Annotated in this window: 19 protein-coding genes and 1 pseudogene; 11 read left to right on the top strand and 9 right to left on the bottom strand. The window is 65.1% G+C overall.

Going from position 1 to position 18,943, the window contains the following annotated elements:
- The first annotated feature begins 27 nt into the window (after positions 1-27).
- From ACIBW7_RS05840 to ACIBW7_RS05815, 6 genes are all read left to right on the top strand, one after another.
- The gene (locus ACIBW7_RS05840) at positions 28-201 is read left to right on the top strand and encodes a hypothetical protein (protein ID WP_397044558.1); all 174 of its coding nucleotides are present in this window, start codon (positions 28-30) and stop codon (positions 199-201) included.
- Between the two features lie 447 nt (positions 202-648).
- A complete protein-coding gene (locus tag ACIBW7_RS05835; protein ID WP_397044556.1) occupies positions 649-2,130 on the top strand; it encodes an SDR family oxidoreductase in 1,482 nt (493 codons plus the stop codon).
- Between the two features lie 496 nt (positions 2,131-2,626).
- Positions 2,627-2,827 carry a hypothetical protein gene (locus ACIBW7_RS05830; RefSeq protein WP_397044555.1) on the top strand — a complete coding sequence of 67 codons (201 nt, stop codon included), beginning with the start codon at positions 2,627-2,629 and terminating at the stop codon, positions 2,825-2,827.
- Between the two features lie 436 nt (positions 2,828-3,263).
- The gene (locus ACIBW7_RS05825) at positions 3,264-3,953 is read left to right on the top strand and encodes a hypothetical protein (protein ID WP_397044553.1); all 690 of its coding nucleotides are present in this window, start codon (positions 3,264-3,266) and stop codon (positions 3,951-3,953) included.
- Between the two features lie 400 nt (positions 3,954-4,353).
- Positions 4,354-4,755, top strand: a complete 402-nt coding sequence (locus ACIBW7_RS05820) for a hypothetical protein (protein WP_397044551.1) — start codon at positions 4,354-4,356, stop codon at positions 4,753-4,755.
- A 482-nt stretch (positions 4,756-5,237) separates the two neighbouring features.
- Entirely contained in the window at positions 5,238-5,615 is a 378-nt protein-coding gene (locus tag ACIBW7_RS05815) for a phage tail protein (protein ID WP_397044549.1), read from the top strand.
- Positions 5,616-5,877: 262 nt separating this feature from the next.
- On the opposite strand, the gene ACIBW7_RS05810 is transcribed toward ACIBW7_RS05815, so the two are convergent.
- The 3 genes from ACIBW7_RS05810 to ACIBW7_RS05800 all read right to left on the bottom strand — a co-directional run bounded on the left by ACIBW7_RS05810 (position 5,878) and on the right by ACIBW7_RS05800 (position 7,424).
- Positions 5,878-6,198, bottom strand: coding sequence for a hypothetical protein (locus ACIBW7_RS05810; RefSeq protein WP_397044547.1), 321 nt, complete (start codon positions 6,196-6,198; stop codon positions 5,878-5,880).
- A 106-nt stretch (positions 6,199-6,304) separates the two neighbouring features.
- Positions 6,305-6,766, bottom strand: a complete 462-nt coding sequence (locus tag ACIBW7_RS05805; RefSeq protein WP_397044546.1) for a PPOX class F420-dependent oxidoreductase — start codon at positions 6,764-6,766, stop codon at positions 6,305-6,307.
- A 247-nt stretch (positions 6,767-7,013) separates the two neighbouring features.
- Positions 7,014-7,424 (bottom strand): ArsR/SmtB family transcription factor, encoded by a 411-nt coding sequence (locus tag ACIBW7_RS05800; protein WP_397044544.1) that lies wholly within the window; start codon positions 7,422-7,424, stop codon positions 7,014-7,016.
- 62 nt (positions 7,425-7,486) lie between these two features.
- Here ACIBW7_RS05800 and ACIBW7_RS05795 point away from each other — a divergent pair, with 62 nt between their 5' ends.
- Complete coding sequence (locus ACIBW7_RS05795; RefSeq protein WP_397044542.1) at positions 7,487-7,825, top strand: putative quinol monooxygenase; 339 nt, start codon at positions 7,487-7,489, stop codon at positions 7,823-7,825.
- A gap of 146 nt (positions 7,826-7,971) precedes the next feature.
- A complete protein-coding gene (locus tag ACIBW7_RS05790; RefSeq protein WP_397044540.1) occupies positions 7,972-8,157 on the top strand; it encodes a hypothetical protein in 186 nt (61 codons plus the stop codon).
- Positions 8,158-8,179: 22 nt separating this feature from the next.
- Here the strand turns inward: ACIBW7_RS05790 and ACIBW7_RS05785 are convergent, their stop codons facing one another.
- Entirely contained in the window at positions 8,180-9,754 is a 1,575-nt protein-coding gene (locus tag ACIBW7_RS05785; protein ID WP_397044538.1) for a molybdopterin-dependent oxidoreductase, read from the bottom strand.
- A gap of 244 nt (positions 9,755-9,998) precedes the next feature.
- Positions 9,999-10,202 carry a cold-shock protein gene (locus tag ACIBW7_RS05780; protein ID WP_327099590.1) on the bottom strand — a complete coding sequence of 68 codons (204 nt, stop codon included), beginning with the start codon at positions 10,200-10,202 and terminating at the stop codon, positions 9,999-10,001.
- A gap of 271 nt (positions 10,203-10,473) precedes the next feature.
- On the opposite strand from ACIBW7_RS05780, the gene ACIBW7_RS05775 reads away from it, so the two are divergent.
- Positions 10,474-11,529: an endonuclease/exonuclease/phosphatase family protein gene (locus ACIBW7_RS05775; protein ID WP_397044536.1), complete on the top strand. Its 1,056-nt coding sequence runs from the start codon at positions 10,474-10,476 to the stop codon at positions 11,527-11,529.
- A gap of 7 nt (positions 11,530-11,536) precedes the next feature.
- Here the strand turns inward: ACIBW7_RS05775 and ACIBW7_RS05770 are convergent, their stop codons facing one another.
- The 3 genes from ACIBW7_RS05770 to ACIBW7_RS05760 all read right to left on the bottom strand — a co-directional run bounded on the left by ACIBW7_RS05770 (position 11,537) and on the right by ACIBW7_RS05760 (position 15,782).
- Positions 11,537-12,229 carry a response regulator gene (locus tag ACIBW7_RS05770; protein WP_397044534.1) on the bottom strand — a complete coding sequence of 231 codons (693 nt, stop codon included), beginning with the start codon at positions 12,227-12,229 and terminating at the stop codon, positions 11,537-11,539.
- Positions 12,226-13,461: a sensor histidine kinase gene (locus ACIBW7_RS05765; protein WP_397044532.1), complete on the bottom strand. Its 1,236-nt coding sequence runs from the start codon at positions 13,459-13,461 to the stop codon at positions 12,226-12,228. The genes ACIBW7_RS05770 and ACIBW7_RS05765 overlap by 4 nt, the downstream gene beginning before the upstream one ends.
- A gap of 89 nt (positions 13,462-13,550) precedes the next feature.
- Positions 13,551-15,782 carry an MMPL family transporter gene (locus tag ACIBW7_RS05760; RefSeq protein ID WP_397044530.1) on the bottom strand — a complete coding sequence of 744 codons (2,232 nt, stop codon included), beginning with the start codon at positions 15,780-15,782 and terminating at the stop codon, positions 13,551-13,553.
- 68 nt (positions 15,783-15,850) lie between these two features.
- Here ACIBW7_RS05760 and ACIBW7_RS05755 point away from each other — a divergent pair.
- Both ACIBW7_RS05755 and ACIBW7_RS05750 read left to right on the top strand, forming a co-directional pair.
- A pseudogene (locus ACIBW7_RS05755) lies at positions 15,851-16,151 on the top strand (putative quinol monooxygenase); the annotation flags it as partial.
- Positions 16,152-16,551: 400 nt separating this feature from the next.
- Positions 16,552-17,166 carry a cutinase family protein gene (locus ACIBW7_RS05750; protein ID WP_397044529.1) on the top strand — a complete coding sequence of 205 codons (615 nt, stop codon included), beginning with the start codon at positions 16,552-16,554 and terminating at the stop codon, positions 17,164-17,166.
- An 842-nt stretch (positions 17,167-18,008) separates the two neighbouring features.
- Here the strand turns inward: ACIBW7_RS05750 and ACIBW7_RS05745 are convergent.
- On the bottom strand, positions 18,009-18,680 hold the full coding sequence (locus ACIBW7_RS05745; RefSeq protein WP_397044527.1) for a DNA alkylation repair protein: 672 nt from the start codon (positions 18,678-18,680) through the stop codon (positions 18,009-18,011).
- Positions 18,681-18,943: the final 263 nt, after the last annotated feature.

Genomic DNA, 18,943 nt, shown 5'->3' with positions numbered 1-18,943 from the left:
CGGGGGCGGGGAACCGGACACTTGCCCGTGTCTCGTCGATCCGCACCGGGCGCGGCGCACGAGGGGCAGGGTCGCGAGCAGCCGTTGCTTCGCGATATGGCCGACGGCCCGCGCATCGCCGAATTCACCGCCGGAAATTCGAACGACGAGACAGCCGTACTATCGGTGCTTCGTCAACTGCGCCGCGTCGCTGATAATTGACTGACCGTTGAATGGTTTTCGCTCAATCTCTTGGCGATTCGAATCGAGTTCCAGTTAGCGAGATGGTGGCTGGAGGATCGTTTCAGGGGTCAAGTCGTGACGTCGTATCCTCATCCGCCTGACCGGGCTGATCTGCGGCGACAGGCCCGTCGTCGCCGTCGCAGGCCAGATTCGCCTCGGCGGTTCATGCAACGTTTATGCATTGGAATAGGTGGTAAGCCCGAGCCGCAGGGCGGCGCGTAGTCGCCAACGGCTGACATACCAGGAGTCTTCCGATGGACCGCCTCGACAGCAGTCACCGGCCAGGCGAATCCGTGTGCGGCACAGGCAACAACTCATTCCCGCACACATGGCGTACGCAAGCGTGGGGTATGGCGCGTTGGTGCCGGGGCGGTCGCGGTCCTCACTGATCTCGACGTCCATGACCGGGAAGAAGGATGGTTGAGCATGCGGTGTGTGGTTTTCGGCGCGACCGGCTACATCGGCGGACGTTTGGTGCCCGAACTGGCGCAGGCCGGTCATCAGGTGCGGGCGGTGGCCCGGACGCCGGCGAAGCTGGCGGAGGTGCCGTGGCGGGATCGAGTCGAGGTGGTCCGCGGCGATGTCAGCGATGACGACGAGGTGCGCGCCGCGGTCGCCGACCAGGAGGTCGTCTACTACCTGGTGCACTCGTTGACCCGCCGCGACTTCGCAGGCATCGATCAGCACGCCGCACGGGTCGTCGCGGCCGCGGCGACCTCGGCCGGGGTCAGGCGCATCGTCTATCTCGGCGGCATCATCCCGGAACATACAGAGCTCTCGCGCCACCTCGCCTCCCGCGCCGAGGTCGGAGAAATCCTGCGGGCATCCGGGGTCCCCACTGCGGAACTGCGCGCGGCAGTCATCATCGGATCCGGCTCGGCCAGTTTCGAGATGCTGCGCTACCTGTCCGAACGCCTGCCCGCGATGATCACCCCCCGTTGGGTGCGCAACCGCATCCAACCCATCGCCGTGCGCGATGTCTTGTACTACCTGCTGCGGGCCGCGGAGCTGCCCGCCGACGTCAACCGCCCGTTCGATATCGGTGGCCCCGACGTCCTGACCTATCTGACCATGATGCGCGAATACGCAGTGGTCGCCGGGCTGACTCGTCGGGTGGTGCTGCCGGTCCCGGTGCTCACGCCATGGCTGTCGGCGCAATGGGTCAACCTGGTGACCCCGGTGCCGCGCGCCTTGGCCGTCCCGCTCATCGAATCTCTCGTGCACGAAGTCGTGTGCGGCGACCACGACATCGCCGCGCACATCCCCGATCCCGCCGGCGGCCTCACCAGCTGCGAACGTGCCGTGGAACTGGCACTGACCCGCATCCGCAACGCCGAGGTGCCGACCCGCTGGTCGGACGCCAGCACACCCGGCGTGCCCTCGGATCCGCTGCCCACTGACCCGGCCTGGTCCGGCGGTTCACTCTACGAGGACTTCCGCGAGCGCCACACCCACGCCGACTCCGACACCCTGTGGGCGGTCATCGAATCCATCGGCGGCGAAAACGGCTGGTACTCGTTTCCGCTTGCCTGGTCGCTGCGCGGCTGGATCGACCGGGTCACCGGCGGGGTCGGTTTACGTCGCGGCCGCAGAGACCCACACCGCCTGCACCCTGGCGAAGCCCTGGACTGGTGGCGCGTTGAACACATCGACCGTCCCCACCTGCTTCGGCTTCGCGCCGAAATGCAGGTCCCGGGACTGGCATGGCTCGAACTCGGCGTGGAGCCCGACCCCGGCGGGGGTTCCCGCTATCGGCAACGCGCCATCTTCCAGCCGCACGGACTTGCTGGGCACCTCTACTGGAAGGCGATCACACCGTTTCACGCCGCCGTGTTCGGCGGCATGGCCCGCAACATCACCGGGACCGCCGAACACACCCCCGCCGCGGGCGCGCCCTCATCGAACTGAAGATTCGACGACCTACCCAAGGAGTTCCTGGGCTTGCTACCTGCTGGCCGTCATCCCGCAGGCCGGCCACGTGATCCCGATGCGGTGTCGGGAAATCTGTTCTCGCAGCGGCTGTTTGCCGTGATGGGCGGGTACGGGCAGCTTTTCCGGACGGCATAGTCCGGGTGGAGTTGGGCCCGAATCCGGTGATGCCGACCAGACAAGCACAGGTGGCGGCCGCCTTCGGGCGGCAGGGTGTGGTCTACGCCGATGTTCAGCACGGTAAGGCGTTTCTCACGCAGCTTTGCTGGCGGGGCGGCGTTATCTGCTTGTCGTCGACAATGTCTGGGCGGCTCAGGATCTCGGCGATCTCGATGCTGTCGAGGTGCCTGGACGGTTATTGTTCACCACCCGGGATATCGCTCATCGTGAGCGGTGGGCGCGACCTGCTTCGAGGTGACCGTGCTGAGCATCCGGGAATCGCTGGTCTTGCTGACCCCGGTGGGCACGGCTCGCGGTGGAGGCACTACCGCAGGAGGCGTTGGGGATCGCGGCCGGTGGCTATCTGGCGCTGGCGGGCGCCATGATCGCTGGTCGTCCGGAGCGCTGGCCGCCTGGAGTGCTGCGCCGACTGCGCCAGGCCGATCTCGCCGAGATCGCCCAACCATCCATACCCAGATCTTTTGCGCGCGATCAGCGTCAGCGTCGACGCCCTTGATCCTGCCGATCGCGCCGCTATGTCGAACTCGCGGTATTCAACGGCAGGAATCCGACTATCGGTGCGGCACAGGCACTTTGGCAGCACGCCGGACTCGATGAACTGGATGTGGCGGAGCTGCTCGACCACCTCGCGATCGATCGCTGATCAATCTCGGTAGTGACGGTCGTTTCGGAATGCACGATCTGCAAATGGGCTATGTGCGCCACCAGGTTTCAGAGCTGACGCACTGCGGGCGATGGCGCGCAACGGATGACCCAACCTTTCGGCACGTGTGGTGGTTGTTTCCTGTAAGGAGGTCGACGCCAATGACTTTCACTGGAGGTGCACCGATGAACAGTGGCCGAACCGAGCAGGGGCGGAGATGGTCGCGACGTGGGGCGGGATTGTGTGGGGGTGCGGTGTGAGGATCCGTCGACTGCCGTACGGAGGATCCTTGTGTGAGCGTTCTCTTCGGCAGTGGATCATCGTCGCGCTCGGTCTGGGTGTGCTTGTCATGGCGCTCGCCTCCGCCGCTGGCCCATACCGGCAGACTCGGGAGTTCCGGGCGGCCGTGGAGTGCGAGGAGACCGCGGGCGACTGTTTGGCCGGCGAGCGGGGTTCCATTGCGGGCCGGCGCACCTACACCACGACGACGACGCAGACCGACCCCGACGGCCACATGAGCACGACCACGACCACCCACTACGAGGTCACCTGGCAGCGGACCGACGGGTCCCGGCAGACCCGCGAGGTGTCGTCGAGCTTCTACGGCAAGGCACGGGAGGGACAACCGGCCACCCTGCGACTCTGGCGCGATGAGGTCGTCGGCGTGGAGGTGGCGGACGGGACCCAGTGGTTCCTGCCGGAGTCCGGCAAGATGCTCGGCAACTGGCTGTTCCTGGCCTTCTTCGGCCTCGGTGTCCTGCTGTGGGGACTGTTGTTCGGCTGGTGGGACGGGTTGTTCATGCTCGCCTTCCGTACGTTCACCTGGATGGTCATCGGCGTCGTGCCGGTAGGCATGACGACGCATGCTTTGGCCTACGGCCTGCGGCCCGGGGTCGGTCTCGGCTTCGAGATCGCGATGGGCGCCTTGTGCATCGGCGTCGCCGGTTGGATGCTGATCAGCTCGCTCAACGGCGAGTGATGCGGGTGAGCGACCGCTCCGGGTCTGCCGGTGCCCATCTCGAAGCGGCCGTCGGTCAGTAGCCGTCGGTGTGGAGCCAGCGCTGAAAAGGTGCGGATTGCGTGCCTGCGGCCAGGTTCGGGCTCCCTCATCGAGGACGGATGCGTGCGATTTGCCGCGTCTCCGACGGGCGTGCGGAGTTCTACAGCCGCAACCGCAACAGCGTTGTGCGCGCAGTCTTGTCCGGTCCCGACGGTCGCGGCGTTCGAGCATGGCCGGTTCGAGCAGCACCATAGTGGCCTGTGTGCTGGCGATACCTACGCGGCGGATCGGCCTCAGGCGTCCGATCACATATTTACGCAGTTCCGGGGTAGTCGAGTGGCGTTAGGAAAAAAGGGGGGTGAGTGCGAGGAGTCGAAAGATGAGCACCACCGTTGTGATCGTGATAATTGTCGTCGTTGTTTTGGTTGTTCTGCTTCTGGCAGGCGCATGGGTGTTGATGCGCAAGCGGCGCGAACAGCGGCGGGTCGAAGCCGAGGGCATCCGTGACCGCGCGGCGGAACGGGAATTCGAAGTCGGTCAGCGGGAAGCGCGGGCGCAGGAGACTGCCGCCAGGAGCCGGGCGGCAAAGGCCGAAGGCGAGATCAAGGCGGCACAGGCCGAGCAGCTTGCCCAGCAGGCGCGTGCGCATCGCAGCGAGGCGGCGGATTCGCGAACCGAGTTGGACAAGGAATGGGAGCGCGCGGATCGGGTCGATCCGGACTCGAAGCCAGGTGAGAAGGGGCAGGGGGCTGATCCGGGAGCGCCGTCGCACAACCCCTGAGTGCACGAATTCACCTCCGGTGTGGGCGCCGGGGACCCGGTTGACCAGCCCACCTGATACGAACGGATCAGCTCCCGATATCGAGGCGACGCGGTCCGGAGTAGCCCCAGCATGATCGGCCCGACCGGACCCAGCCGGTGTTGCTATCCACGCGAGTGGCCGAAGCGTGAACGAGATCGCAGGGGGCCGACCCGACGCGGCCGGTGCCCGGGCCGGGCCTTCGGCGGGGGCTCCCCAAACCATTCGATGGGTTTTCCGAACGCCGACCATCGCTCGGAATGGGCCCCCGAGGTCGCCGCGACGCACATGACTATGCCCCCGGCAGCATACGGTCGATCACGCGAATGCTGCTGGCCCCACAAACGCCGACGACCGACGGGATTGGGCGAATTCGCACTCCGGTGGCCCGAGCCACACCGTATTCTCGAGTGGCATTGCCTCATGAGAGAGAACCCAACCGGTTACGAATTCAGGAGGTCGACATGCAAATCCAGGACAAGACCGACAGCCGCAGCTTCGCCATCGATCTGGGCGATTTCAGGGTGGAGACGGTGCAGGACGTGAGGGGTATCAGCACGCCGTCGGAGGGCACGCTGGGGGAGGTGCGAATCACCCGGGGGCTTGATCGGAGCAAAGCGTTCACCGATTGGATCGAGCGAACGTTGGCCGACGGCGACGTGGATTCGGCCAGAGAGGACATCACCATCACCGTGATGGACGCTGATAAGAAGCCTGGTCGGCGGATTCGCTTGCTGCGCGCATTGCCGACCAGTTGGACGGAGCCTTCGCTCGACGCTGAGAATGCAGAGCCGGCGAGTGAGAGCGTCACTGTCGCCTACGAAGAGATGAGAATCGAGTAGCGCAGTTCGCTCGGCGTCGTTTCGGCGACCAGCCCGGGTCTTCGGCGCTGGATCGGCCCGCGCTGGTCCGCGGCGGGCCGACTCGGCGGTTGATCATCCGTGAAATGCCACCGCCGCACCCAGGCGCACTATTTCACCCAGTTCCTCGGCGAGGTTGTCGCTGGGATGCCGCGCACGATCCGCGTACGCCGGCGGCCGACGAGCACATACGCACCGTCCGGGATTCCGGTGCCGAAGCTGACCGTTCCAGCGCGGTCGGTAATCACCTTGCCACGGCGCTGTCACCGGCTTCTTCGAGTTCGTCGGCGATCCACTCGATCAGATTGCCCAGCCCTTTCAAAACGGGCACCTGTACTTCCTCGACGGTGTCGATTGCGGGTCCAATGAGACCATGTCGGGCAGCCGACCAGACCGCGGCCGCCCCGACCTGTTGGTCGATATGCGGGCCCTCGATTCCGGCTTCGAGTGTGCCGATGGCGGTTTGCGCCAGCCCACGTGTCAGTACCGCCCGCAGGACGGCATCGTCGACCGTCGCGGCAGCGTCGGCGGCGCGGCCTTGTGATGTCGTCGCCAGTGTGGTCACATTCGTGTGCTCGCCGCGAACTTGCCACGCTCGCAGCGGTTTCGGATGCTGCTCATGAGTGCCTGGCGCTGCATGGGGATCGGCCGCCCGGTGGACCACGACCGTCTCAGTCCGCGAGTTCGGGCGGGAAGCCGCCCGTCGCGACCGGGCCCCAGCGCTCGATGTCGATGCGCAACAGCGACTTGTTCTGCCGTGCCATGGCCTCGCGATACTCGGCCCAGTCCGGATGTTCGCCGGAGATGGCGCGAAAGTACTCGACGAGCCCTTCGAGGGCCTCCGGCATGTCCAGCACCTCGGCGCGGCCGTCGACCTGCACATAGGGGCCGTTCCAGTCGTCGGATAGCACGCAGATGGACACGCGCGGGTCGCGTCGCGCGTTGGCGACCTTGGCGCGGGCCGGGTAGGTCGACACCACGATGCGGCCCTCGGGATCAATCCCGCATGTTACCGGCGACAATTGTGGGCGGCCGTCGCTGCGGCTCGTGACCAGGACGCCGCGGTTGCGAGTGCGCAGGAATTCCAGCAATTCGGCTCGTTCGACCGGGTCGGCGGTGGCGATACGTGGCATGGTCGGGCTCCTGTCGTGGCGGTGCCAGGGACAAACGCGGTCGCGGGTCATCGATGACGACCGCGTCACCGACGACGATGGGAGTAACCGTCGGGCCCGCCGCGCGATCGTACCCGCTGGGCGCTGCCCGATTTGGCCACCTGGCCCGCCGACCCGCGAGACCCGCTGCCGCGCAAGCCGTCCCGACCCAACCGCTCCAGCAAGCAACTAGGCTGCCGTGACGATCGGGCGTCACCGGCCTGTCTGATCAATGAGGGGTTTTCGATGACCTCGGGTGCATCCCGTCCGGCGGAAGGGCTGCTGTGGTCGGCGTGAGTACGTCGGCGTCAGTGCTCGTGGTTCGGCGCTTGTTTTCCCCGATCAACAATTCGACCAGTCCAGGAAACCGCTGCTCCAGCTCACTCTTCCGCAATTGCGCCATGTTGCTGTTACCGCGGTTGACCTGCCGGATGATGCCCGCCTGTCGCAGGACCCGAAAGTGGTGTGTGCGAGTTGCTTTCGACACCGGCAGACCGAACGAGCTGCAATGCCGCTCCGCGCCGTCGGCGTCCGCGAGTAGGGCCAGCACCACCTCGAGGCGGTGTCGATCCGCCAGCGCGGTCAGTACGGCGCCTAGTTCCACATCCATCGGATCGGGCTGGTCGTCCCGCATCTTCACCCCACCCTCCTCAAGGTATGACTTGCATCGTACCTCCGATCGACTTACCGTCTGGAGGTATGATGGATTTCGTACCTAACGCGGTGGTTCCTTTCGTCCTGATGGGCTTCGCCCGCCCCAAGCCGGATCGTGTATCAGAGCTGAAAGAGCTTTTGTTGTCGTTCGTTGCGCCCACCCGGGCGGAGGACGGTGCTCTCGAGTATCACTTCCACGAGGATGTCGACGATCCGTCCACCTTCGTTTTCTACGAGGTGTGGCGATCGAAGGAGGATCTCGACCGACACCTCGAGCTCCCGCATATGCGCGACTTCTGGGAACGTCGTATGGACTACCTCGAGCAGGATCTCGAAATCCGATTCCTGTCCATGCAGAGTGCGTATCCGCGGCCGATCACCGCATAACGCCGGCTCGGGTGCCGCGGCCGGACGGGCCGATTGTCCTGTGTCGCGGCCGCATCCCACCGATGATCGGCTGCGGAACGGCGGCAGCTACTTCCGTGGCACGATGGATTTTCCAGGTTGCTTGCGACCGAAGCTGAGGAGCGGCGATGCGCTGGGTGTGGTTGATCATCGGGGTACTGCTCGTGTTGATGGGTGGTCTGTGGACGCTGCAAGGACTGAACCTGCTGGGGCAGACCGGTGGCATGAACGGGCAGGCGATCTGGGTCGTCATCGGCCTGATCGTGGTCGTGGTAGGCATTTTTCTGGCGGGTGTCGGGCTGCGGAGGCGATAGTCGGCGGGCCGGCATCGGGCCGCTACCCGACCCGCACGGACACCGACGGATAGCCGGACGCACCGTCTGGAAGTACGTCCTTGCTCTCGGCGGTCTGTACGGCACCGGTACCGTCGGTCGCGCGGGCGCGCACAGTGTGTGGCCCCGGCGTCGCGTTCCACTGATAAACCCATTGCCGCCACGTGTCGATCGAGTACTCCTCGGACAGTTGCGCGGGCTGCCAATCCTCGTTGTCCACCTGGACCTCGACGGCTGTCACACCTCGACGCTGGGCCCAGGCGACGCCCGCGATCGCGACCGGGCCGGTCGATAGTTTCGTCGATGATTTCGGCGTATCGATTCTGGCTTCGGTCTTGATCGGCCCTTGGGTCGACCAGCCGCGCCGCGCCCAATAACCGCGCGCCCGATCGAATCTGGTCACCTCGAGATCGATCACCCATTTGGTTGCCGAGAGGTACCCGTAGAGCCCGGGGACGACGAGGCGGGCCGGATAGCCGTGGGGTACGGGCAACGGTTCGCCGTTCATGCCGATCGCCAGCAGCGCATCACGGCCGTCGGTCAGCGCCGTCAGCGGGGTTCCGGCGGTGAAGTCGTCGGTGCTGGTGGACAGGACCATATCGGCGCCTGAGCGTACGCCTGCCTCGGCCAGCAGATCGGCGACCCGATAGCCGAGCCACCGCGCGTTACCGGTCAGGTCGCCGCCGACGGGATTCGACACGCAGGTCAAGGTGAATATCCGCTCGATCGGCGTGCGCTCGGCCAGATCAGCGTAGGAGAGGGTGACCTCGCGGTCGACCATGCCGTGGATGCGCAAGTTCCAGTCGTCGGTCGAGAGCTGCGGCGCGGTCAACGCGGTATCGATCCGGTAGAAGCTGGAATTCGAGGTGATGAATGGTGTCAGCCCGGAAACCCGCAGCTCGGCAGCGGCCGGAACGGACGCCGCTGGCTCAGCCGGCGCGGGCAGGCGGACCGCCGCCCGATTCGCGGACACGTCGTTGGCTCGCACGGCGAGTTGCCGTCCGGTCAATCCGGTCACCAGCGCGAGCACTCCGACACCGACCACTCCGCCGAGCAATCGGCGCCGTGCCAGCTGCTCCGACGAGGGCGCAGCGGTGGCCGATTCGGTAGCGGCAGTGCTCTTTTCGCGCGATGCCTGCCGGGGTTTCGCGGGCGGGACGGCGTCGACGCGTCGGATCAGCATCCGCAGCGTGAACAATCCGACAACGCTGCCGAGCAGCGTCGGCAGGGCGTAGGTCCACGACGCGTTCGCCCGGGTACATGCTGCCATCACGCCTGCGATGCCGAAGGCGACGAACAGCGCCGACCCGAGTGGCCGGGTGGTCCGCTCGAGCAACCCGGCGAGAGCGGCGACGCCGATCGCCACCAGGAACATCGCCGCGTACAGCAAGAGCTTGTCGTTGGTCCCGAAGGTGCCGATGACCCATTCACGAAGATTCTGCGGTGTGGAATCGATGACAATGGAGCCGAAAGCGTTGAACGGCGCGCTATTCGGTCCGATCGGGGCCGAAATCAGCTCGGCGACACCGAGGGTCGCCCCGGCGGACGCGATCCCGCTCGATGCGCGCAGATTTGCCATCGATAATGAGCCTACCCGGCCTCGTGACACCGCTGCCGGGCTCTGTCGATGCCTTCGATCTCGACCTCGACGCCGTCGCACAGGTCGGGATAGCGGCCGGACAGGGCTCCCGAATGGCGTACTGCTCCAGTGCGATCGAAGGATCTCAGCTGAGGCCGACCAGTAGCGCTGCCCCGGTGCATAGTCCCGGAATACGCAACAGCCCCGCACCCTGAGGGTGCGGGGCTGTACCGAGCTGCGTCGATCAGATAGCGCGGACGTCCTGGGCCTGCGGGCCCTTCTGTCCTTGTCCGACCTCGAACTCCACGCGCTGTCCTTCTTCGAGGGACTTGAATCCCGAGCCGGATACGGCGGAGTAGTGCACGAAGACGTCAGGGCCGCCACCGTCCTGCGCGATAAAACCGAAGCCCTTTTCGGCGTTGAACCACTTCACACTGCCTTGAGTCATTGCTTACGTCATTCTTTTCTGTAGATGAGCCAAGCGGATCACGTCGATAAGCCTGATCTCACTGAATCATCATCCCATGGATATACGGCAGAAACGCAGAATGTGAGCCAACCGACCCTCAGCGCCCGGTACGGTCACTGCCTGCCGAGTGAGCTGCCGAAAAGCGCGACCATCCCTCCGGCACGCCGGAGATGGGCCGGACCCTGAGCCCCGGACGTGCTGCAGCCTTGCTCGCAATCGTTGGAATTTCGGTGCAGGCCATGATGGATTTATGAGGCGAAGCGACTTGGGGTCGGCAGGGGCTGGGGCGGGCGGAGCGCTCGAGGCTGGTTCGGAGATTTCCGCCGCTGCTGCATCCGCGGCGCGCGAGATCCGGGTGCTGGCATTGAACACGTGGCACAGTGGGAGCAAAGTCTCCGATGGTATTCAGCTGATCGCCGATCTCATCGTCTCGACACAGGCCTCGATCGTGCTCCTTTCGGAGGCAACCGAAGCGACCACGGCCGTCGCGGCCGAACTGGTGCGTCGGGGGCGTGTGTTCGATGCCGTCCCTTCGCGCGACACGGGAATTCTGTCGGTGTTTCCGGTCCAGGACAGCGCCGATCTGGGATGGATGGTCAAGGCGCGGTTGAACATCGACGGAAAGCGCGTCACCGTCTACTCCGCGCATCTGGAGTATCGCTGGTACGCGTCCAATCTGCCCAGAGGGTACGGGCCGGGGGCCCCGGCGCCGGGCGAGTTCGCCGAGCACGAGTGGAACAAGCTGCCCGACGGACCGGTGACCGATCCTGCCGTGATCGAGCGCATCAACGCGGCTTCGGGCCGCCCAGGGGTCATCAGCGACTTTCTCGCCGACGCGGAAGCCGAGATCGCCGGCGGGTCTTCGGTCATCCTGGGTGGTGATCTGAACGAGCCGTCCGTGCTGGATTGGACGCCGGCCACAGCGAAGTTGTTCGACCACAACGGTGTGGTGTCGGCGTGGGAGAGCACTCGTCGCCTGCGCGAAGCCGGTTTCATCGATGCCTACCGATCGATGTATCCGGACCCGGCCACCCATCCCGGACTCACCTGGCCCTCGGACAACGTCGATGTGGATGTCTGTGAGCTCGCTTGGGCTCCTGAGGCCGACGAACGCGACCGCGTGGACTACATCTTCGCTCATGGTGCCGCGCTGTGTCTGTCCACTGTGGGCATCATCGGCCCGCGCGAGTCCATCGTGCGCGGTACCCGATCGCAAGAACCGACCCAGGACAATTTCCTCGCCACGCCAACGCGGTGGGGCAGTGACCACAAAGGCATCTTCGCGACATACCAACTCACCGACTGACGGGCTGTCAGGGGTGACCGGTGCCGTGCTGCCGTGGCGGCTCGACGCGTACCAGCCCCGACTGGAACGCGATCACTACGAGTTGGGCGCGGTTCTGGGCACCCACTTTCGACATGGCCCGTTGGACGTGGGTGCGGACGGTCAGCGGGCTGAGGTACACCTTCTCGGCGATCTCCTCGTTGGACAGGCCTTCTGCGACCATGGCGACGACTTCGCGCTCGCGGGCCGTGAGGATCTCGAGGGATTCGGCCGCGTTGACATGGCTTTCGGGGCGGGCGAGGTAGCGCGCGATCAGAGTGCGAGTCGCAGTGGGTGAGAGCAAGGCGTCGCCCGCTGAAATGGCGCGGATGGAACGCAGGAGTTCTTCGGGGCCTACGTCTTTGCCGAGGAATCCGCTGGCCCCGGCGCGAAGGGCCTGTGCCACATACTCGTCGAGTTCGAAGGTGGTGAGGATCAGGACGCGGGTCTCGCGTAGGGTCGGGTCGGCGCAGATCTCCTGGGTCGCGGTGAGGCCGTCGACGCCGGGCATGCGAATATCCATGACCACCACGTCGGGTTTGGTCGCCTGGGCCAGTTCGACTGCCGCACGGCCGTTTCCGGCGATGCCTACCACCTCCATATCCTCGGCCGAATCGATCAGGAGCCGGAAGGTCCCGGCCAGCAGGGCTTGATCGTCGGCCAGCAGTATCCGGATGGTCATGGTGTCTTGTCCTCGTGGTCAGGGGTTTTCGGTGGCTCGAGGGGAAGTTCGGTGGTGACTTCGAAGCCCCCGTCGGGCCTGCGTCCGGCGCGCAGGTGTCCGCCGACGGAGACGGCTCGTTCGTTCATGCCGATCAGGCCGTAGCCCTCGTTGTCCGAATCCTGTTCGCCGCGAACAGGTTCGGACACCGTGCCGCCGTCATCGGTCACACTGATCGTCAGTAGCAGCCGGGAATAGACGAGCCGGACCGTTGCCGCCGCGGTACCCGCGTGCTTGGTGATATTGGTGAGCGCTTCCTGGATGATCCGATACGCCGTCAGATCGGCGCCGGGCGAGAGTGGACGTGGCACCCCGGTGATCGACAGCGACAGGGTGAGGCCGGTTCGCTCGAAAGAGGTGAGCAGTTCGGACAACTGAGCCAGGCCGGGGGTGGGTTCCAGTGGGGCGTCGGAATCGTCCTCGCGCAGCAGTCCCACGGTGGCCTTGAGTTCCCGCAGCGCTGCGGAGGTGGTGCCGGCCAGTTGGTCGAGCATCTCCTGCGCCTGGTCGGGTTGGCTGCGCAAAAGGTATGCGGCGGTGGAGGCTTGGGCGTGCGCCAACGCCATGTGGTGCGCGACGATATCGTGCAGCTCGCGCGCGATCCGGAGCCGCTCCTCGCCGACACGCTGGCGAGCCTCCTCCTCGCGGGTACGTTCGGCCAGCTCCGCCCGTGCGTGCAGGGCCGCGAGGTAGTTGCGTCTATTGCGTCCGGCCTCGGCGAACGCGCCCGCCACGAGCACTCCGGCGATCAGGGTGACGCGTCCGCCGGTCAGCACCGGCGTGAAATTGTGGACGAGGGAGGTGAGCAACAGCACGCCACCCGAGATCAGCGGCGCGATCTTGGCCGTGCGCAGATACGGGGACCACAGCCCGAGCGAGTACGCCGCGACGAAGGCCGCGCCCGCGGTGAAAATCGAGACCTCGAAGCCCAGGGCGCCGATCGCGATTCCGCTGGCGGTGGTGACCAGCAGCACCGCACACGGAAACCGCCGCCGCCACAGCAGCGTGAGTGACGCCATCGCCGATAATCCGAACACCGCGAGCGACGCCGGACGGACCACCACCGGACCCTGTCCATGGCCTTCATCGCTCAACCGGCTCGCGTATGTGGCCAGCGCGCACAGCAGAATGGCGATGACCACATCGACGGCACGGCTGTGCCGTCGCGGCCATTGCGCCCATTCGGCGGTCATTGAGATTCCTCCTCGCTATCGAGAACCCTAATCGTCCCGAAGCGACCGGTAGGCCGCCCACCCGGGACGGCCTACCAGTGCGTTTCCATTCAGGCGCGGGCGGATTCGAGTTCCCGGACCGGTTCGACGGCCTCGATACGGTTCAGGCTCTCGCCCTCCACGTCTACGTTCGGCAGGATCTTCGCCAGCCACTGTGGCAGCCACCAGGCCTTGTCGCCGAGCAGTGCGAGCACGGCCGGGACCAGGGTCATCCGGACGATGAAGGCGTCGAAGAAGACCGCCGCCGCCAGGCCGAGGCCCATCATCTTGATCATCGGCTCACCGCCGCCGATGAATCCGGCGAACACGGCGATCATGATGGCCGCTGCGGCCACCACCACTCGTGCGCTGTGCCGGAATCCGGTAACGATGGCATCGTTCGCGCTCTCGCCGTGGGCGAATGCCTCACGCATCCGGGTGACGAGGAAGACCTCGTAGTCCATCGCGAGTCCGAACACCACGCCGATCAGGAAGATCGGCATCATGCTCATCACGGGTCCGGTCTGCTGGACTCCGATGAGATCGGCGAGCCAACCCCACTGGAACACCGCGACGATCACACCGAACGCCGCACCCACCGAGAGCAGGAAGCCGAGCGCCGCCTTGATCGGGACCGCGATCGAACGGAACACGACCATCAGCAACAGGATCGCCAGCCCGACGACCACCGCGAGATAGGGCAACAGTGCGTCGGCCATCTTCTGCGAGACGTCGATATTCATGGCGGTCGTGCCGGTGACCAGCATGGTCGCACCGGTGGCTGCCTTCAGATCGCCTGCCTCACCGCGCAGTGTATGCACGAGATCCTTGGTCTCGGTGGAAGACGGGCCGGTAGCGGGTACCACGGTGAGCATGGCGGCGTCACCGGCCTGATTGAACATCGCGGGCGCTACCGATACGACGCCCTTGGTCGCCGCCAGAGTCCTGCTCGCCTGCTCCACCGCGGCCTTCGGGTTACTGACGCCCTTGACATCCACGGCGACGGTGAGTGGCCCGTTGAACCCGGGACCGAACCCCTCGGCCAGCGCGTCGTAAGCGCGGCGCTGAGTCGTCGAGGTCGACTGCGATTCGTCACCCGGCATGCCCAGTTCGAGGCTACGCACCGGCAAGGCCAGTGCACCCAAACCGATCAGGCCGATCAGGAGCACTGCCACCGGGTGGCGCACGACGAATGTGGCCCAGCGAGTGCCCATATTGGGCTTCTCCGCCTGAATTGGGTTGGCCACCAGCACATTTCCGTCAAGCGATGGCCGCGCACCAGTGGCCTGTGCCTTGCGGAACGCCCGCGGCATAACCGCCCGCTGGAAGAATCCGAGCAGCGCGGGCAGCAGCGTCAGGGCGATCGTGACGGCGACGGCGACGGTGCCCGCAGCGGCCAGACCCATCTTGGTGAGGACGGGGATGCCGACGACGGCCAGTCCGGCCAGCGCGATGACCACGGTGAGTCCGGCGAAGACCACTGCCGATCCCGCGGTGCCGACGGCCCGGCCCGCCGCTTCCTCGGCGCTGTATCCCTCGGCGCGTTCGGTCCGGTAGCGGGAGACGATGAACAGCGCGTAGTCGATACCGACCGCGAGCCCGAGCATCATGGCGAGAGTCGTTGTCGTGGTGGACATTCCGATCGCCACGATCGCGGCGATACCGACGCCGATCCCGACCAGCGCGGTGAGCAATGGCAGCCCGGCGGCTGCGAACGCACCGAAGGTGATCATCAGTACCACGGCCGCGATGGCGATGCCGACAGCCTCGGTGGCGCCGCCCATTTCGGGTTTGGCCTGGAGCGCGGACCCGCCGACCTCCACGGTGACTCCGGCGGCCTTTCCGGTCTCGACCGCGTCGGTCAGCGCGGTCTTGCTGGTGTCGGTGAGGCTATCGCTGGTCACGCCGTAGCTCACGGTCGCGTAGGCGGTGGTGCCATCCTTACTGACCGCACCGGTCTGGAATGGGTCGAGTACGCCCTTCACCTGCGCACCGCCCGCCACGTCCGCGACGATCTGCTCGACCGCCGCTTTGTTCGGTTCGGAACTGATTTGCTGGCCGCGAGGTGCCACGAAGACGATTCGGGCTTGTGCGCCATCGGATTTGGTGCCGGGAAAGCGTTCGCCGAGTAAGTCGAACGCCTGCTGGGATTCAGTGCCCGGGATCGAGAATGTATCCGTCGGCGCCGTCGGCGCATTGGCTGCCCCGGCCACCAGGGCGGCCATTACCCCCAGCCACAGCACGACGACGAGCCGCCGTTTCTCGAACGCGAACCGACCGAGCCGGTACAGGAATTTCGCCATGTCGCCATGGTCGGTCGACGGCTCTGTAGTCGGCATCGTGCGTGCGGAGGCCGTTGCGCGTACTGCGGATGCAGTACGCGCAACGGCCACATACTCGATACGCAGGCTCGAAACTCGTCGGCCCGTTCACCCGCGGCCATCCGAGCCGAGGAGGGCATCCTCTGGTTCGACTGGTCTCGCAGTGTCGACGACCCGACCGAATTCGTCCTCGTGGAGGCATTCCGAGGCAAGGCCGCGGGCGCCGCCCACGTCGGCAGCTCCCATTTCAAGGCCGCGATGACCGAACTTCCCGTAGCCCTCGCGCAGATCCCGCGAATCATCAGCCAAACCATCGCTGGCACCGACTGGTCCGAAATGGGGGAGATGACCACGACTTCGGCATCCTCGCCCGCACCGACACGATCCCGGATGTCCGGAACATCGCCACCTCCAAACTGGGAGGCTGTCGCGGTTCGAAGGCTCGGATTTACCGGAAAAGTCTGGTCAGCTGCCACCTTGCGGATATCTCATCTCAAAAGTCTACCGCCACAACCATTCCCGTCAGCCATGCCCTGCGACGTTCGACCATCGAAGCTCGGGTAAAGGGGAGGGTATCGCTCGGGCAGGCGGATCCCGGTTGCGGATCATGGCCTCCGACATTGCGTTACGGCCAATATATCGACGGCGTGCGTAACTATTTCGCCAGATAGCAAGAACGCGAGCAACTTCTGGGTACTCCTGACATAAGCCGGGCTGGACCCGGAGGCACGATAAATGAAGAAGTACGACCATGCGTAGAGCAACGGCGCTCTTCGCCGCATTATTGTTGGCTATTATCCTTTCCTTCACAAACGAGATGGGGCCGAAGGCCCACGCCGACAACTGCATTGGCGACTGGGCCATCGGTATCGGCGGTCTCGGCGATAACACCTCGTCGGTGTTCATCCCGTATGTGGATCAACCTGTCGGCTACAATTCGCTCGACCCGATGTCGGGACTGAACGAACTCGACCGCTTGTTCTGGCTGCATCGCAGCGAATGTCCGGACGACCACATCAGGCTGATCGGACACAGCGAGGGCGCGGGCATCGTCCATGCCTGGGTCACCGCCCACCAGAATGTCGGCAATGCCAACGCTATTCTCCTGTCGGATCCCAAGAGAGCCCCCGGACCTGGTTGGGGTGGCCTGTCGTCGTCTCCCGGGAGTGGGATCGTCGGATATCCACTGGCCGGTGTCGACGACTGGTTCGGCGACTTTCCGGTGCTGACGGTGTGCAACCACGACGACCAGATCTGTGACACCTCGGCCGGATGGTGGGGCTATCTGTTCGGGGGTGCGCATGGTCGCTACGATTTCAACGTGTGGGACTACGGTGATCGGGATTCCGGTATCTGGTATCGGTAGCCGGTGATTCGTGGGGATCAGTAGCCTTGCGGCACTGGTCCCCATTGGCTGAACCCGTGCCCCATCGATGTGCACACTGCCGCACCTTGATAGGTGATTTGGCAATTCGCTCCGGCATATGTGATCGAATACTGTGGGTCACGGTAACTCACGGGTGCGATGCGCGGTAGCGGCGGATTTCCGCCTGGCACAGTGTGACTGCCGTTGGCGTTCCACTGCGGATGTGCCGGCCACATGGTCGAGTCGATGATGATGGCCGACGCATTCGGCACCGACACCTGCATTCCGGCATACAGCACATTCATGGACGGGGCCGGGACTGCGAGGTCGCAGCCCACTGTGCCGTCCGCACCGATCGAGCAGTTCCAACTGCCCATAGCGAAATACGCTGTGTCACCGACCATTAACGGGCCACTTCCATCATCGGCGTGCGCGGTGCTCACCCCGACCGAACACGCGAGTGTTACGAGAATTCCCCCGCAAACCCTTGTAGCGGCGACGTTTCCGGCCCTTGACACGACATTTCCCTCGATGCGCAGCGAGTATGAGATCTAGCCGATCATATAAAAAAACTATCACCAAACAGCGCAATGGCAAGAGGCCTGTCAAGGGGGCTTCCGCGGCAATCGCCGCGCCGCGCACGCTCATCGGGATGTGGTGCCCTGCGGTCCAGGCGGATGCCCCAGTCGGACAAGCGATCAGGAGCGCGAACGCGCTCAACTCGGCAATATCGTGCACTGCGACGGACAGGTGGATCCTCGAAATGATCTCGGCCCGTTGATCTCCGGGCATGCCGCATGACCGCTTCGAACCGCGGGCCATCCGGCGTTGTCGGAACTTTGCTACTTGTCGTGCTGTCTGCGCACCATCTCGGTGATCCAGATGGGCGCGAACGGCGACGTGCAGTTCGGTGGCGTCGGGTAGTCCGCGAGCACCTCCAGGCGCTCGCCGATGTCTATTGCACGGGCGCGGTGCTCGGCGTGTTCGATCCCGATCTGAGCCAGGCAGTGGTTCATCCTCCACTGCAAGCGATCCGGGGCATCTTTCATCTCCGCCTCGATGACATCGAGTAGCCCTGCGAGGTCGAGGCCCTCGGGCTTCTTCGCCACGCGTTCGATGGTCAGCGCCCAGCCGGCGCTCGCGACGACTGGATCCGGATCGGCGGACCAGGCCAAACGCAGCTCTTCGGCGCGCGGGTTCTTCTTCACCACGTAGTTCACGAGCCAGTCGTGCACCTTGGGTGTGCGCGCCTGGCGCACCATGACGTCCAACTCGTCACGCTCGAATGCCTTCGGGCGGCAGATCAGGGTCGCCAGCAGTCTCGCCGCCGTGTCGTCGGTCTCCCACAGCTGGCACGCGAGATCCTGCCGCGTTTTCAGCCGCTTCGCGAGCGCGCGCAGCCTGCTGAGGTTTACACCGTGATCGTCACCGTGTTTCTCGTTCACCGCGCGTGCCTTCGGGTCCTCGAGCGTGGCCAGCTCGGCCATCACGTCGGCCACCGTCGCCTCGGCCATTCAGCCTCCTGTCCATCACATGGGAGATTCAGCTTACGAGATGGCACGGCGGACGAGGTGATCAGCAAGCGCATGGTTAAACGCTGGACCTGCCGGCCTGGTTTGGGAAACTGCGACAAAACCGGAGGCTGCGGAAGTATTCAGGGCGTCGAGATTCATGTCGAGTTCGAGACATCAAAAGCCGGTGTCTAGTAGCATTAGATGGGTGCGGCGCAACGGGTTTCCATATATCGCGGATGCAGAAGGTTCCTACGCGCAGTCCC

This window comes from Nocardia sp. NPDC049526, from assembly GCF_044465765.1.
GTDB lineage: Bacteria > Actinomycetota > Actinomycetes > Mycobacteriales > Mycobacteriaceae > Nocardia.
Note: the sequence above shows the minus strand (reverse complement) of the source record. Positions and strands in the feature narration are given on the sequence as shown.